Annotated in this window: 16 protein-coding genes; 9 read left to right on the top strand and 7 right to left on the bottom strand. The window is 69.6% G+C overall.

From position 1 onward, the window contains the following. Window positions 1-40 precede the first annotated feature (40 nt). Together MC375_RS06215 and MC375_RS06210 are read right to left on the bottom strand one after the other, a co-directional pair. Window positions 41-1099: a sensor histidine kinase gene (locus tag MC375_RS06215; protein WP_242102425.1), complete on the bottom strand. Its 1059-nt coding sequence runs from the start codon at window positions 1097-1099 to the stop codon at window positions 41-43. Beyond that, window positions 1099-1776, bottom strand: coding sequence for an alpha/beta hydrolase (locus MC375_RS06210; RefSeq protein WP_242102965.1), 678 nt, complete (start codon window positions 1774-1776; stop codon window positions 1099-1101). Before MC375_RS06210 ends, MC375_RS06215 begins: the two co-directional genes overlap by 1 nt. Before the next feature lie 219 nt (window positions 1777-1995). Here MC375_RS06210 and MC375_RS06205 point away from each other — a divergent pair, with 219 nt between their 5' ends. The 3 genes from MC375_RS06205 to MC375_RS06195 all read left to right on the top strand — a co-directional run bounded on the left by MC375_RS06205 (window position 1996) and on the right by MC375_RS06195 (window position 4716). Then, window positions 1996-3264, top strand: a complete 1269-nt coding sequence (locus tag MC375_RS06205) for an aminotransferase class I/II-fold pyridoxal phosphate-dependent enzyme (protein ID WP_242102424.1) — start codon at window positions 1996-1998, stop codon at window positions 3262-3264. 13 nt (window positions 3265-3277) lie between these two features. Further along, window positions 3278-3916, top strand: coding sequence for an SGNH/GDSL hydrolase family protein (locus MC375_RS06200; protein WP_242102423.1), 639 nt, complete (start codon window positions 3278-3280; stop codon window positions 3914-3916). A 107-nt stretch (window positions 3917-4023) separates the two neighbouring features. After that, the gene (locus tag MC375_RS06195; protein ID WP_242102422.1) at window positions 4024-4716 is read left to right on the top strand and encodes a class I SAM-dependent methyltransferase; all 693 of its coding nucleotides are present in this window, start codon (window positions 4024-4026) and stop codon (window positions 4714-4716) included. Between the two features lie 4 nt (window positions 4717-4720). Here the strand turns inward: MC375_RS06195 and MC375_RS06190 are convergent, their stop codons facing one another. After that, a complete protein-coding gene (locus tag MC375_RS06190; protein WP_242102421.1) occupies window positions 4721-5500 on the bottom strand; it encodes a polysaccharide deacetylase family protein in 780 nt (259 codons plus the stop codon). 52 nt (window positions 5501-5552) lie between these two features. Between MC375_RS06190 and grxD the strand changes: the two genes are divergently transcribed. After that, complete coding sequence (grxD, locus tag MC375_RS06185) at window positions 5553-6479, top strand: Grx4 family monothiol glutaredoxin (RefSeq protein WP_242102420.1); 927 nt, start codon at window positions 5553-5555, stop codon at window positions 6477-6479. 40 nt (window positions 6480-6519) lie between these two features. On the opposite strand, the gene MC375_RS06180 is transcribed toward grxD, so the two are convergent. The 3 genes from MC375_RS06180 to MC375_RS06170 form a co-directional block, all read right to left on the bottom strand. Further along, window positions 6520-7065 carry a DUF924 family protein gene (locus MC375_RS06180; RefSeq protein ID WP_242102419.1) on the bottom strand — a complete coding sequence of 182 codons (546 nt, stop codon included), beginning with the start codon at window positions 7063-7065 and terminating at the stop codon, window positions 6520-6522. Then, complete coding sequence (locus MC375_RS06175; protein WP_242102418.1) at window positions 7062-7469, bottom strand: GFA family protein; 408 nt, start codon at window positions 7467-7469, stop codon at window positions 7062-7064. Before MC375_RS06175 ends, MC375_RS06180 begins: the two co-directional genes overlap by 4 nt. Window positions 7470-7602: 133 nt before the next feature. Further along, on the bottom strand, window positions 7603-8379 hold the full coding sequence (locus tag MC375_RS06170; RefSeq protein WP_242102417.1) for an AMP nucleosidase: 777 nt from the start codon (window positions 8377-8379) through the stop codon (window positions 7603-7605). 326 nt (window positions 8380-8705) lie between these two features. Between MC375_RS06170 and MC375_RS06165 the strand changes: the two genes are divergently transcribed. Then, complete coding sequence (locus tag MC375_RS06165) at window positions 8706-10133, top strand: amidohydrolase (protein WP_242102416.1); 1428 nt, start codon at window positions 8706-8708, stop codon at window positions 10131-10133. After that, window positions 10130-11530 (top strand): amidohydrolase family protein, encoded by a 1401-nt coding sequence (locus tag MC375_RS06160; protein WP_242102415.1) that lies wholly within the window; start codon window positions 10130-10132, stop codon window positions 11528-11530. Before MC375_RS06165 ends, MC375_RS06160 begins: the two co-directional genes overlap by 4 nt. Here MC375_RS06160 and MC375_RS06155 read toward each other — a convergent pair. Then, the gene (locus MC375_RS06155; protein ID WP_242102414.1) at window positions 11527-13137 is read right to left on the bottom strand and encodes a GGDEF domain-containing protein; all 1611 of its coding nucleotides are present in this window, start codon (window positions 13135-13137) and stop codon (window positions 11527-11529) included. The genes MC375_RS06160 and MC375_RS06155 overlap by 4 nt on opposite strands. Window positions 13138-13255: 118 nt before the next feature. Here MC375_RS06155 and MC375_RS06150 point away from each other — a divergent pair, with 118 nt between their 5' ends. From MC375_RS06150 to MC375_RS06140, 3 genes are all read left to right on the top strand, one after another. Further along, window positions 13256-13648, top strand: coding sequence for a DUF1761 domain-containing protein (locus MC375_RS06150; protein WP_242102413.1), 393 nt, complete (start codon window positions 13256-13258; stop codon window positions 13646-13648). 4 nt (window positions 13649-13652) lie between these two features. Next, the gene (locus tag MC375_RS06145; protein ID WP_242102412.1) at window positions 13653-14285 is read left to right on the top strand and encodes a 2-hydroxychromene-2-carboxylate isomerase; all 633 of its coding nucleotides are present in this window, start codon (window positions 13653-13655) and stop codon (window positions 14283-14285) included. A gap of 83 nt (window positions 14286-14368) precedes the next feature. Beyond that, window positions 14369-15310 carry a DegV family protein gene (locus MC375_RS06140; RefSeq protein WP_242102411.1) on the top strand — a complete coding sequence of 314 codons (942 nt, stop codon included), beginning with the start codon at window positions 14369-14371 and terminating at the stop codon, window positions 15308-15310. Window positions 15311-15315 lie beyond the last annotated feature (5 nt).

Genomic DNA, 15315 nt, shown 5'->3' with positions numbered 1-15315 from the left:
GTTACCTTGCACGTCGCCACCTGGATCGCTGCCACGGCCATCAGGTCCTCAGCGGCTGGGGGGTCGTCGGAATGCGCAGTTCGCACTGATAGTAGCCATCCTCCCACCCGGCCGCCATGCGCGCGCGCGGCCCGAACGCGTAGGCCAGCCGATGGCCGATGCTGCGCTGCGCATGTCCAGCCCCGGCGCCGCCATCCCGTTCACGTGGCGGAAGCGCCGGATTGCGCACCCGCATGCGCAGCAGATCGTCGGATTCGGCCAGGTCGATCTCGATCGTGCCGCCCTCGGGCAGACGCGAGATGCCGTGCAGCACGGCGTTCTCCACCAGCGGCTGCAGCACCAGCCGGGGCAGCGGCAGGCGCCAGGGCAGCGGGTCCTGTTTGTGCCATTCGACCTGCAGGCGCGCTCCGAGCCGAAGCGACTCGATCGCCAGGTAGCGCTCGGCCAGCTCGACCTCCTCGGCCAGGCTGGATTCGACCTCGCCGGCCTGGAGCGCGGCCCGGAACAGGTCGGACAGGTCGAGCACCACGCGCTCGGCGGTCTTCGGGTCGCTGCGCACGAGCCCGGCGATCGTGTTCATGCTGTTGAACAGGAAGTGCGGGCGGATCCGCGCCTGCAGCGCGTCGACCTCGGCGCGGGCGCTGGCGCGGACCTGATCGCGCCAGGCCTCCACCGCGTACAGGTAGGGCAGCACCGCCGCCAGGACCAGCACGGTGAGCGCGGCGCTGCCAAAGGCGAAGCGCTGCACGGTCACGGCCTCGGGCACCAGTCCCGCGCCCAGGTTGGTGTCGATCAGATACAGCAGCGCCGCGCCGCCCGCCGCGACCGAGGCCCCGAGCAGCAGGGCGAGCGCACCGCCGAGCGCGCGCGGCAGGCGTGAGAGCCGCCTCCGGGCCACGCACAGCAACACCGCCACGGTCAGCGCCAGCCACAGGGCGAAACCGCTGCCCGAGACGAACCGGTTCAAATTCCAGGGCGCGCCACCGTCCGGGGCCAGCGCCACGACTAGCACCACCATTTCCGCCACCCCGAACAGCACCGCCAGCCGGCTGAGCCGGCACAGATCCGGCAGCCAGGGCGCGGGCGCGTCGCCGGCCATCAGCCTTGCGCGAAGCGCCGCGACATCCAGGCCGAGAGCGCGCCGATTTCCTCGGCGCACACCTGGTGCGCCATCGGCCACGCGTGCCAGTCGACATCGAATCCGGCGTCGCGCAGCGCATCGCGGCTGCGCTTGCCGCCGGTGTACGGCACCACCGGATCGTGCAGGCCGTGGGCCATGAAGATCGGCTGCGTGCGGGCCTGTGCGGTCAGCGGCTGCAGGGTCGCCGCGCCCAGCGGCAGGTAGGTGGAGAGCGCGATCAGGCCGGCCAGCGGCTCGCGCCGGCGGATACCCGCCGCCAGGGCGATCGCGCCGCCCTGCGAGAACCCGGCCAGGAACACGCGCGCAGGCGGCACCCCGCGCTCGCCCTCGCGCGCGATCAGCGCACCGACCTGTGCGATCGACTGGTCCACACCCTCGGCGTCGGCGCGATTGGACAGGTCCATGTCGCGGATGTCGTACCACGCGCGCATCCGGGCACCGCCGTTGATCGTCACCGCGCGCACCGGCGCATGCGGGAAGACGAACCGGATCGCCGGCCACTCCGGCCGCAGCAGCTCGGGCACGATCGGCACGAAATCGTTGCCATCCGCGCCCAGGCCGTGCAGCCAGACCACGCTCCAGCCCGGCGCATCGCCGGTGCTGCGTTCGATGGTTTCGGGAAGCTCGACGGGCATATCAGCCATGCAGGGATCGGTAGCAACAGCGATGGGAGGGACCAAAGGTATCGTGAGCGCGCCGTTTCGGCGCCCCCGTGGGTCGCCGGGGTCGGGTGCCTTCGACTTTCGATCCGGTTCAGGGGAAAAGCAAATCGCCGCAAAATCTGCTTCGTCCGGGCTGAACCCGGCGCCGGTTTCCGCTAGGCTGGCATATTCCCTGCCCCGCCCGCCTGCCCGATGTCACCCCCTAGCCTCAAGACCCGCCAGCGCCTGTCGGAAGTCCGCTACGAAATCCGCGGTGAACTGGCCCGGCGCGCCCGCGAACTGGAGGCCCAGGGCCGCACCCTGATCAAACTCAATATCGGCAATCCGGGGGCGTTCGGGTTCCGCGCGCCGGACCACCTGCAGCGCGCGATCGCCGACCACATCGCGCATACCGACCCCTACACCCACCAGCAGGGGCTGCCGGAGGCACGCGAGGCGGTGGCCGCGTTCCACAAGGCGCGCGGCACGCCGAACGCGTCGCCCGAGCGCGTCTTCATCGGCAACGGTGTCAGCGAGCTGATCGACATCTCGCTGCGCGCACTGCTCAACCCGGGCGACGAGGTGCTGCTGCCCTCGCCGGACTATCCGCTGTGGAGCGCGGCGACGATCCTCAACGACGGCCGTCCGGTGTATTACCGCTGCACGCCCGAGGACGGGTTCCTGCCCGACCCGGACCAGATCGAATCGCTGGTGTCCGCGCGCACCCGCGCGATCGTGCTGATCAATCCGAACAACCCCACTGGTGCGAACTACCCGCGCGCGCTGCTCGAGCGCATCGTCGCGATCGCGCACAAGCATGGCCTGCTGCTGATGGCCGACGAGATCTACGACGGCATCCTCTACGACGGCCATCGTTTCGAGCCGATCGCGCCGGTGGCCGGCGAGGTGCCCTGCCTGAGCTTCGGCGGCCTGTCCAAGGTGCACCGGGCCTGCGGCTGGCGCGTGGGCTGGGCGGTGCTCAGCGGCGATCCGCTGGCCAGCGGCGATTTCCACCACGCCATGGACCTGCTCGGCGCGCTGCGCCTGTGCGCCAACGTGCCGGGGCAGTTCGCGATCGAACAGGCGCTGCACGGCGCCGACACCATCGGCGCGCTGTGCCAGCCGGGCGGACGGCTGTACGAGACCCGGCGCGCGCTGATCGAAAGCTGCCAGGCCAGCGAACACCTGTCCCTGGTCGCGCCGCAGGGCGCGCTGTACGGTTTCCCCGGCGTGGTCGGCGACGCGGCGCGCGGCTTCGACGACCATGCCTTCGCGCTGGAGATGCTCGAGACCGAGGATGTGCTGATCGTGCCCGGCTCCAGCTTCAACGTGCCCTATCGCAACCGCTTCCGGGTCACGCTGCTGCCCGAGGCCGCGGTGCTGCGGGAAGTCTTCGCCCGCATCGACCGGGTGCTGTCGCGGCGCGCCGAGGCGGCGGGCAAGGTCGTCCCGCTGAAGGTCGGCGCGAAGTCTGCAGCGTGATCCCCCGCCGGCGATGCCCGCCGGAGGCGATGTGACCGGACTGTCCTACCTCGCGCTCGGCGATTCCTACACCATCGGCGAAGGCGTCGCGGCCGACGCACGCTGGACCCATCAGCTCGCCGCCGCGCTGCGCGACGCGGGCATTGCGCTGCACGACCCGCGCACGATCGCCATGACCGGCTGGACGACCGATGAGCTGGATGCGGCGATCGATGCCGAGGCGCCGGCGAGCGACTACGACCTGGTCACGCTGCTGATCGGCGTGAACAACCAGTACCGCGGGCGCGACCTCGACAACTACGCGGCCGAATTCGAGCGCCTGCTGGCGCGCGCGATCGGCTTCGCCGGCGGCCGGCCGGAGCGGGTGGTGGTGCTGTCGATTCCGGACTGGGGCTCTACCCGATTCGGCGCCGGCAGCGGGCGCGCCCTGGCGCAGGTATCGGCAGAACTGGACGCCTACAACGCCTCCGCGCGCGCGGTCTGCGCCAGGCACGGCGTCGCCTTCGTCGACATCACGCCGCTCAGCCGCGAATGTGGTGGCGACGAGTCAATGCTCGCCGCCGACGGCCTGCATCCGGGGCCGGCGATGTACGCGCGTTGGGCACAGCTGGCGCAGCCCGCGGTGCGCGCGGCATTGAAGAACGGCACATAGAACGCCGTTGGACCGCGAGTCACGATGCAGGCGCGAAGTCGCGCCGACCGCGGCATGCTGTGAGCCTCGTCTGCTAGGTTGCCGCTTCACCGGAGCGCATCGACGCCATGATCAACGACGTACAGCCCTTCGACCGGGAAACGGCCGCGCGCATCGCGCGCGCCTTCCGGCCCGCACGCTGGCACGGCAACCGCTACGACTACTACTACACGCTCGCCAAGCTGCGCAGCGATCCGCTGTATCCGGGGGTCCTCGCCGCATTGCGCGGCTGCGATGCGCCGCTGATGGATCTCGGCTGCGGGCTGGGGCTGCTGGCGCATACGCTGCGCGGCGACGGCCAGCGCCAGCCGTACGCGGGCGTCGACATCGACGCCGGCAAGATCGCGCGCGCCGCGCGCATCGCCGAGCGCACCGGCCTGCACGACGCGCGCTTCACGACCGCCGATCTGGTCCAGGCGCTGCCCGATCATCACGGCAGCGTCGCGATCCTCGACGTGCTGCATTACCTGCCGGACGAGGCGCAACACGCCATGCTCGACGCGGCCGCCGCGATGCTGGTGCCGGGTGCGCGGCTGGTCATCCGCAGCGGCCTGGGCGATGACAGTGGGCGCCATCGCACCACCCGCGCGGCGGACTGGTTCGGGCATCTGGCCGGATGGATGCAGACCAATCCGCGTCGCTATCCGAGCCGCGCCTTCCTTGAGCAGCGGCTCCACGCCGCCGGGCTGGAATCCAGCTTCCAGCCTCTGTACGGCAAGACGCCGTTCAATAACTGGCTGATCGTGGCGACCCGGACGTAAGCGCCTACAGCTGCTCGGGCAGCACGGTGCGGTAGTCTTCGGCGCGCATGCGCTCGAGCAGAAGGGCGATGGTCTCCACGCTACGCGTCGCCGCACCGCCTTCGTGCAACAGCACGATGGCGCCGGGCGACAACTGGCCGGCGATCCGCCGGACCACGCGTTCGGGCGATGCGCCCACGCCGTCGTAGCCGCGCGCGCTCCAGGCCACGCGCGCGAGCCCGAGCCGCTTCAGCGGCGCCGACACGAACGGATTGGCCATGCCGACCACGGCACGAAACCAGTGCGGTTTCACGCCGGTGATCGCGCGCAACGCTTCCTGCCCGCGTTCGATCTCGCCTGCCATGGTGCGCGGACCCAGCGCCCAGAACCACGCCTGTGGATGGCCCGCGCTGTGGTTGCCGATGCCGTGGCCGCGGCGCACGATCTCGCGCGCGTCGTCGGGTCGCGCGCGCGCGCGATCGCCGACCAGGAAGAACGTCGCCCTGGCTCCATGCGCGTCCAGCAGGTCGAGGATGGCGCGCGTGTCGGCCGAAGGCCCGTCGTCGATGGTCAGCCATACGCGCCGGTCCTCGACTGGCAATCGCGTGAGCACGGGCCCGTAAAGCCGCGACTGTGGCCACAGCACGCCCCACCATAACGGCAGGTGGCTGGCGATCATGACCGGCAGCCCCAGCCGCCAGCCGAAGCGCCACCACAGCGCCGCCACGAGCAGTTGCGAGAGCAACAGCGCCCATAGCCACGCATGCGGACGGCGCGGCGGCCGATGGAAGCGGGGCAACGACATGCCGGCATGATCGCACGGCGTAGAATCGCTGCCCCCGCCCTGGATCGCCGTCATGTCATTGTCCCCCGATACCCGCCAACGCATCGAAACGCTGCTGCAGACGCACCGCGTGGTGCTGTTCATGAAAGGCGAACCGGCGGCGCCGCAGTGCGGCTTCTCGGCCAAGGCCGTGGGCATCCTCGGCGACCTGGGCGTGGAGTACGCGCACGTCGACGTGCTGTCCGACGCGGAGATCCGCGAAGGCATCAAGACCTATGGCGACTGGCCGACGATCCCGCAGTTGTACATCGGCGGCGAACTGGTCGGCGGCAGCGACATCGTCGAGCAGATGGCCAATTCGGGCGAACTGCATGCCGCGCTCGGCCTGCCGAAGCCCGACCGCACCCCGCCGCAGGTCCGTCTGACGCCGTCGGCAGTGAAGATGCTGCGCCAGGCCCTCGACGACGCCGGTGGCGAGGTCGTGATCCAGCTGCAGATCGATCCGCGCTTCCGCACCCGGCTGCAGCTGGCGCCGCGCAACCCCGCCGCGATCGTGACCGAAGTCGACGGCATCCCGCTGCAGTTCGACCTGGCGGGCGCGCGTCGCGCCGAGGGCCTGTCGATCGACTGGGCCGACGACGACCGCGGCCGCGGCCTGGTGATCGAGAATCCGAATGCGCCTGCACCGGTGCGCGCGCTTTCGCCGATCGACGCCGAAGCCCGCACGCGCGCCGGCAGTCTCACCCTGGTCGACGTGCGTCCGGCGGAGGAACGCGCACTCGCCGCGGTGCCGCTGCCGTATCTGCATCTGGACGAGGGCATCGCACGGATCCGCGAACTGCCCACCGACACGCCGCTCGCCTTCCTGTGCCATCACGGCAACCGCAGCCAGGAGGCGGCCGAGCACTTCCGCGAACTGGGCTACCGCGAGGTCTACAACGTCGAAGGCGGAATCGAGGCCTGGGCCGAGGCGGTCGATCCGTCGATTCCGCGGTACTGACCCTGTCCTGACTCCGGTCGCGAACGTTCCCTACACAACTTCAGAAGCCTCCACCTGCATCCAGCCACGCCTGCTCGTCGGGCGTATTGTCGCGACCCAGCGCGCGGTTGCGGTGCGGGAAGCGGCCGAAGCGCGCGATGACATCGCGGTGCGCGACCGCGTAGCCCATCAGATTGTCGTCGCCGAGCGCGGCGAACAGCTCGACCGAACGCGCCTGCTCGGCGGCGTCCTCGGAATGTTCGAACGGCATGTAGAAGAACAGCCGCAGCGCCGGATCGCACTGCAGGTCGAAGCCGGCTGCGAGCGCGCGGGCCGCGTAATGCCGCGCCAGCGGATCGGTCGCGAACGCATGCCCGCTGCCGCGGAAGACGTTGCGCGGGATCTGGTCCAGCAGCAGCACCAGCGCGAGCGCGCCTTCGGCGCTGTCCATCCAGGCTTCGCACTCGCGGCGCGCCGCGGCGAAATGGGCATCGTGGAAGCGGTCGCGACAGTCGTCGTCGAACGTCGTGCCGCCCTGGAACCACTTCGGATAACCGGCGTCGCGCCAGAACGCTACGACGTCGCCAGCATCGGTCCGATTCGTCACAGAAACTTCTTCTCGGCTTCGGACGGCTCGTGCCACCAGTCGTTGTCGCGTCCATTGGCGTAGCGCACCGGCGCCGCGGCAAGCTCCTCGGCCGGTGCGTCCAGGCAGGCCAGCTGCACCGAGGCGAACGGACCGCCGGCCTCGGGAATGTCGCCGTGCCCGTAGGGCCGGACGCCGCAGGTCTTGCAGAACGGCCAGTGCACCACGCCATTGCGGAAATAGTCGGTCGTCGCCTCCGGATCGCTCAACAGGCGGAAGGCTTCGGGCTTCACGCTCGCCGACCAGTTGCGGGTCTTGCGGCAGATCGAGCAGTTGCACTTGCCGCCGCCTTCGGCCAGGTCGAGGTCGACCTCGAACTTCACGTTGCCGCAGTGGCAGCTGCCGGTGTAGGTCTGGATGGCCATTCGGGTCTCCTTGTCGAAACAGATTCACTTCCGGTGGGAGCGGCTTCGGCCGCGAATGCTTAAAAGGACACAGCAGCTCGCCAGGAGCATTCGCGAGCGAGCTCGCTCCCACGAAGCGGCCTGGAACAGCGCATCACTCGTCGAACCGCAGGTGCTTGACCGACTTGCCGTGCCGGCGGATCAGGCGTAGCGCCTCGATGCCGATCTGGATGTGGCGCTCGACGTACTCCGCGCTGACCTTCGCGTCCGAGGCCTCGGTCTTGACGCCTTCCGGCACCATCGGCTGGTCGCTGACCAGCAGCAGCGCGCCGCAGGGGATGCGGTTGGCGAATCCGGCGGCGAAGATGGTGGCGGTTTCCATGTCGATCGCCATGCAGCGCATCAGCCGCAGGCGTTCCTTGAACGCATCGTCGTGTTCCCACACGCGCCGGTTGGTGGTGTAGACGGTGCCGGTCCAGTAGTCGTGGCCCAGGTCGCGGATCATGGTCGACACCGCGCGCTGCAGGGCGAACGCCGGCAATGCCGGGACCTCCGGCAGCAGATAGTCGTTGCTGGTGCCTTCGCCGCGGATCGCCGCGATCGGCAGCACCAGGTCGCCGAGCTGGTTCTTGCGCTTGAGGCCGCCGCACTTGCCCAGGAACAGCACCGCCTTGGGCGCGATGGCCGAGAGCAGGTCCATCATGGTCGCGGCGTTGGGGCTGCCCATGCCGAAATTGATCATGGTGATGCCGTCGGCGGTGGCGCTGGGCATCGGCCGGTCGATGCCGACGACCTCGGCACCGGTCAGCCGGCTGAAATGGCCGAGATAACCGCCGAAATTGGTCAGCAGGATGTGCTCGCCGAACCCATCCAGCGGGACGCCGGTGTAGCGCGGCAGCCAGTTGTCGACGATCTGGGACTTTTCCTTCATGCGCCTAGCTTAAACCGCTGCCCCGAGTCCTTCGACTTCGGCGCTGCGCGCCTACGCTCAGAGCCTGCCCCGGACTTGATCCGGGGACCAATGTTTCCAGAAGGGACGAAGCCGTTTGTTCCAAGCCCTTCGACTTCGGAGCCTCCGGCCCCTACGCTCAGGGCGAACGGGGAGTATTGGACCGTTGGTCCTGAGCGTAGCGCAGCGAAGTCGAAGGACGCTCACCGAGCACGCAGGTATTTCGTCACACCGTCCCATGACCATCGTCAGGCTTGGCAGCACGACGCGCAGCGGCTAGGTTTCCTGATCGTTCCCGGGGAACCGCCATGCTCAGACCCTTGACCGCCGCGCTGGCGACCACGTTGCTGCTGGGCTGCGCCAGCACATCGGCGCGGACCGATGCCCCGGACCCGTCCGCATCGGCCGCGCGTCCGTCCTTCACCGACGATCCCTATCCCAGCACCTATCGGGCGATCGCCTCCCCTCCGGTGCTGATTTCCGGCGCGACCGTGCTCACCGGCAGCGGCGAGCGCATCGACAATGCCGATGTGCTGCTGCAGGGCGGCAAGATCGCCGCGGTCGGCAGCGGGCTGTCGGCGCCGGCGGACGCGATCCGCGTCGATGGCAGCGGCAAGTGGGTGACGCCCGGGCTGATCGACGTGCATTCGCACCTGGGCGTGTATCCCAGCCCCGGCATGAACGCGCACAGCGACGGCAACGAAGCCACCGCGCCGGTGACGGCGAACGTGTGGGCCGAGCATTCGGTGTGGCCGCAGGATCCGGGCTTCCAGGCGGCGATGGCCGGCGGCGTGACCACGCTGCAGATCCTGCCCGGCTCGGCCAACCTGGTCGGTGGTCGCGGCGTGACCCTGAGGAACGTGCCGTCCACCACCTATCAGGGGATGAAGTTCCCCGGCGCGCCCTGGGGCCTCAAGATGGCCTGCGGCGAGAATCCCAAGCGCGTGTACGGCCAGAAGGGCGGGCCGGCGACGCGCATGGCCAACGTGGCCGGCTACCGCGCCGCCTTCATCGATGCGGCCGAGTACCTGAAGAAGCGCACCGCACCGGCCAAGGAGGGCAAGGAAGACTCCGACAAGGATGCCGGCGGCAAGCGCGACCTCAAGCTCGACACCCTAGCCGGCGCGATCAACGGCGACATCCGCGTGCACATCCACTGCTACCGCGCCGACGAGATGGCGACGATGCTCGACCTAGCCAAGGAATTCGGCTTCAAGGTCGCCGCTTTCCACCACGGCGTGGAGGCCTACAAGCTGGCCGATCGCCTGGCCGCGGAAGGCGTGTGCGGCGCGCTGTGGGCCGACTGGTGGGGCTTCAAGATGGAGGCCTTCGACGGCATCCAGGAGAACATCGCCCTGGTGGACCGGCCGCAGAACGGCTGCGCGATCGTGCATTCGGATTCGGACGAGGGCATCCAGCGGCTTAACCAGGAAGCGGCCAAGGTGATGGCGCATGCCAGACAGGTGGGTATCGACATCCCGCCCGAGCGCGCGATCCGCTGGATCACGCTCAATCCCGCGAAGGCGATGGGCGTGGACGGCATGACCGGCACGCTGGCGCCGGGCAAGATGGGCGACGTGGTGCTGTGGAGCGGCAATCCCTTCAGCGTGTATGCGCACGCCGAACAGGTGTACGTGGACGGCGCGCGGGTCTACGACCGCGCAGATCCATCGCGCCAGCCCAAGTCGGATTTCATGCTCGGCCAGGGCGCGGCGGCCACCGGAGGTGTGCGATGACACGTGTCGGCGCCGAGTGTCCGAACGGCCAGCGTGGGAGCGGTCTTGGCCGCGAATGCTCCTGCGACGAAAAGCATTCGCGGCTGAAGCCGCTCCCACGACCGCTATGGCTGGTCGCCTGTGTGCTCGCAACCGTGCTTGTCGCCAGCCCTACCCTCGCCCAAGACGTATTGATCCGCAATGCCACCGTGCATACGGCGACGTCACGCGGCACGCTGCAGAACGCGGACGTACTGGTGCGCGGCGGGCGCATCGCCGCCGTTGGTACCGGCCTGGCGGCGGGCGATGCCCAGGTGGTCGACGCGCAGGGACGGCCGGTCACGCCGGCGCTGTTCGGCGGCATCACCGGCATCGGCATCGAGGAAGTCTCGGGCGAAGACGCCACCACCGATGGTTCGCTCGCGCTCGGGGCCGACGCCAAGCACATGACGGTGCGCCCGGAGTTCGACGTGACCCTGGCCTACAACCCCGACTCGCTGCTGGTGCCGGTGGCGCGGGTCGAAGGCATCGGCTGGACCCTGTTGGGCGCCGGCACCGCCGCCGGTGGCTCGATCATCGGCGGACAGGGCGGCGTTGTCCGGCTCGACGGCAGCGCCGACCCGATCGGCGCGCACGTGCTGTTCGTGGACCTGGGCAGCGGGGCGGCGGAGTTGACCGGCGAATCGCGCGCCGCGCAGTGGATGCTGCTCGACCAGCTGATCGATGAATCGCGCGGCCGCATCGGCCAGGATTCGAGCATGGCCCTGCTCACGCCCGCGGGCCGCGCGACCCTGGCGAAATACTTCGGCGGCGGTGGCCGGGTGATGGTGCGCATCGATCGCGCCGCCGACATCCGCCAGCTGCTGCGCTGGGCGCAGCGGCGCAACGTGCGCATCGCCATTTCCGGCGGTGCCGAAGCCTGGCGGCTGGCGCCGCAGCTGGCCGCCGCCAAGGTGCCCGTCTTCGTCGACCCGTTGGCCAACCTGCCCGGCAACTTCGACCGTATCGGCGCGACGATGGAGAATGCCGCGCGGCTGCAGGCCGCGGGCGTGCGTGTCGGCTTCACCCAATCGGGCGATGCCTCGCACAACGCGCGCAAGGTGCGCCAGCTGGCCGGCAATGCGGTGGCCAATGGCCTGCCCTGGGAAGCCGGCCTGGCCGGGTTGACCTCGGTGCCGGCCGAAGCGTTGGGCGTGGCCGACCAGATCGGCGAGATCGCACCGGGGCGCCGGGCCGACCTGGTGCTGTGGAGCGGCGATCCGCTGGAAGTGAGCAGCCTGGCGCAGCAGGTGTGGCTGGATGGGCGTGCGATCCCGATGCGCTCGCGCCAGACCGAGCTGCGCGATCGCTATCTGCACGGGCTCACGCCTGCGGAAGCCGGCGGCCTGCCGCGCGCCTACCCCGCGCAGGGTCGCTAGGCTTCGGCGGCGCTGACCACCACCCGGTTGCGTCCGCTGCGCTTGGCTTCGTACAGCGCCTGATCGGCGCGACGCAACAGGGCTTCGCGCGTGTCGTTGTGGCCGAATTCGGCCACCCCGATGCTGAGCGTCAGCGCAACCGGCCGGTCCGCGACGGTGGCGCAGCGGGTTTCGATGGTGCGGCGGATGCGCTCGGCGGCATCGCGCGCGTGTCTGCGGTTGCTGCCGGGCAACAGCACCAGGAATTCCTCGCCGCCCAGGCGGCCGATGGTATCCAGGTGCTGCATTTCGCCGACCGACGCGCGCACCATCGCGCGCAGGCAGGCATCGCCCACGGCGTGACCGTGGGTGTCGTTGATCTGCTTGAAGTGATCCAGGTCCAGGAACAGCAGGGAAAGATCGCCGTCGGTGTGGCGCGCTTCGGCCATTTCGCGCTCGAGCTGGCGTTCGATGCCCTGGCGGTTGAACACGCCGGTCAGCACGTCGCGTTCGGCGACCGCCTGCGCGTCGTCGCGTTCGCGCCGTACCGCAAGCATCCGGTCGGCCAGGATCAGGACCAGTAGTACCGCCGCGAGCGCCAGCACCACGGGCAGGCCGTACTCGACCGCCGGCCCGAGCGGTGCGCCAGTCGACAGCTGCACCGCCCGCGCGGTGGACAACACCACCAGCGGTACCCAGGCCAGCAGCGCATACGCAGCGCGCCGGTTGCCCCGGCGCCAGGCGTTGGCCAGCGCCAGCAGACCGAGCACGTTGGCGACCAGCAGCAGCAGGTTGCCGACGTTCGGAAACCAGCTCTTGTCCGCCGGCCAGGGTAGCCACAGCGGCACCAGCAGCAGCGCAGGCGTCCAGGCGCCGATCCAGCGCAACAGCCGGCTCAGCCGGGGCGTATAGGTGTCCAGGTCGGCCAGTTCGATCAGGAACAGCGACGAGACCACGGTCGACAGGGTGGCGACGGTCCAGATGCCGGGCGCGCCGAAGCGGGCCAGTTCGCGCAGGCCAGGCAGCGCATACGCTTCGCCATAGGCGCACAGCAGATACAGCAGCTGCAGCGCCATTGTCGCCGAGTACAGCAGGTAGACGCGTTCGCGCAGCAGCAGCCAGAACAGGATGACGACCAGGGCGATGCCGACCAGCACGCCGACCACGACCGAGACCACCCTGACGTGGACCAGGTCGGTGGCCAGATGCTCGTCGGGCCCGAGCACCTGCACCTGCAGCGGATAGCGCGCGCCCTGCACCGACACCACCAGCGGCTGGTCGCCCTCGAACGGAAACACCAGTGCGCGGCGCGAGAAGCGCGGGTCCAGCTGGCGATCGAAGACGGTTTTCGTCTGGGCCGGGCCGCCCGCACGCGCAACCGTCACGCGCGCACTGTAGGGGTGATAGACCAGCAACAGGCGTGGGCCAGCGGCAGGCACGGGTCGCACGACCCACTGTCCGCTGCCCTGCACCGCACCGGTCAGCAGCATCACGCGCGCCGTGGTTGGCGGCCCGCCCGAATGGCCTTCGGGACTGATCTGGACGATGCCGCTCGGCTGCGCGCCCACCTGCCCCGATACCAGACCCAGCAGACACGCAGCCAGCCAGCAGAACAGCACGCGCGCCATGGTCGATCCCCCAGCCAGGCTCGCAGTGTCGGACGATGCGGCGGTGTCAGCAAGCGGCCCGGAGTAAGCTGCGCCGCGGGGCAACCACGCTGGGGAGAACACCATGCCGGAACTCAACATGCCCGATCTCAATCTATGGGCTGTGCTGGTCGCGGCAGCATCGGCTTTCGTGCTTGGCGGAATCTGGTACGGGCCGCTGTTCAAGCGCGTCTGGTGCCGGGAAGCGGGCGTGGACCCGGACAAGCCCAACGGCCATCCGGCGCGGGTGTTCGGCACCGCGGCCATCGCCTCGCTGGCTGCTGCTTTCGCCTTCGCCTGGTTCCTCGGGCCGCGCCCGGAGATGCACCACGCGGTGCATGCCGGCTTGATGGTCGGGCTGGCGTACGTGGCCACCAGCTTCGGCATCAACTACGCCTTCGCCGGACGCTCGCTCAAGCTGTGGCTGATCGATGCCAGCTACCACACCCTGCAGTTCGCCCTGTACGGACTGATCCTGGGGCTATGGCATTGACGCAATGAGCGACGCGCCGCCGATCCGCTGGTATTTCGACTTCATTTCGCCGTTCGCCTATCTGCATTGGCCCAAGGTGCGGGCGCTGATGGGCGAACGCGAGGTCGCGTGCGTGCCGATCCTGTTCGCGACGGTGCTCGATGCGCATGGACACAAGGGCCCCGCGGAGATTCCAGGGAAGCGCGAGTTCACCTATCGCTACGTGCTCTGGCAGGCGCGGCGCGCAGGCGTACCGCTCGTGTTCCCGCCCGCACACCCGTTCAACCCGCTTGCGGCACTGCGGCTGGGGATTGCGGCCGGGGCCTCGGTGGAGGCGATCGATGCGATCTTCGACTGGATCTGGGTGCAGGGCCGGGCCGGCGACAGCGTCGAGGCGCTTGCGCCCGTGTGCGCCCGGCTCGGCATGGACCCGGCGTTGCCGGCCGACGCCGCGGTGAAGCAGGCCCTGCGCCAGAACACCGAGGAAGCGCTGCAGGCCGGCGTCTTCGGCGTGCCGACGCTGGCCGTCGGCAACCTGCTGTTCTGGGGCAATGATGCGCACGCGTTCGCCCTGGAGGCGCTGCGCGACCCAGCGCTGTTCGACGATGCGCAGATGCGTCGCCTCGCCTCGCTTCCGGTCGGGGTGCGGCGCCGCTAGCCTGTAACGCATTGCACCGCCGCATGCGCGCCTGATCGCGATGCGGTAGTTTGCGGGCCTGCAGTTCCGCCGGACCAGAGCGCATGCGCATCGGAATCGTGGTCGACTCTTCGATCGACCTGCCCCCCTCGTTCTACGAGCAGGAGCACGTCACCATCCTGCCGGTCACGGTGCAGATCGGCAACGCCGTCCTCGCCGACACCCGCAACGAGGAAGCCGCGCTGAATTTCCTCAGCGGCGACGTCGCCGCACGCGCGGCCGAGGCCGACACCACGCCGTTCACGGTGCAGCAGATCCACGACCTGTTCCTGTCGCGGCTGGTGCTCGACTACGACTATGTGTTCTGCATCACCATGACCCGGACCCGCAGCGCGATCTACGAGAACGCGATGCAGGCCAGCTTCTCGATCCTCAACGACTACAAGCCGGTGCGGGCGGCCGCGGGCAACGCCACGCCGTTCTCGTTGCGGGTGGTGGACAGCCAGAACGTGTTTGCCGCCTCCGGCGTGCTGGCGGTGGAAGCCGCCCGCCTGCGCGCGGCCAGCGAAGGCGCGCCCAAGATCCGCGCGCGGCTGGAGAACCTGGCGATGCATACGCACGGGTACATGGTCCCGCCGGACCTGCACCACCTGCGCAACCGGATCCGGCGTCGCGGCGACCGCAGCGTGAGTTTCCTGAGCGCGGCCATGGGCACTGCGCTCGACATCAAGCCGATCCTGCACTGCCACCGCGGCGAGACCGGTCCGGTCGCGAAGGTGAAGGGGTTCGAAGCCGCGGCCGAGCGCCTATTCGGCTTCGTCGGCAGGCGCGTGGCCGCCGGACTGATGACGCCCACGGTCGCGCTGAGCTATGGCGGGGAACTGGAGGCGATGCGTGCCCTGCCGGGCTACTCGCGCCTGATCGACGTCTGCGCCGAACACAATGTCGAAGTGTTCGAAAGCGTGATGAGCCTGACCGGCATGGTCAACGTGGGCAAGGGCGCGCTGGTCGCGGGCTTCGCAGGCGAGGCCGCGGCATTCGACTAGACATC

The sequence above is a fragment of the Lysobacter sp. M2-1 genome (assembly GCF_022662495.1).
Taxonomy (GTDB): Bacteria; Pseudomonadota; Gammaproteobacteria; order Xanthomonadales; family Xanthomonadaceae; genus JAKPBU01.
The sequence above is the reverse complement of the archived record's forward strand: the minus strand, read 5'-3'. Positions and strand labels throughout refer to the sequence as shown.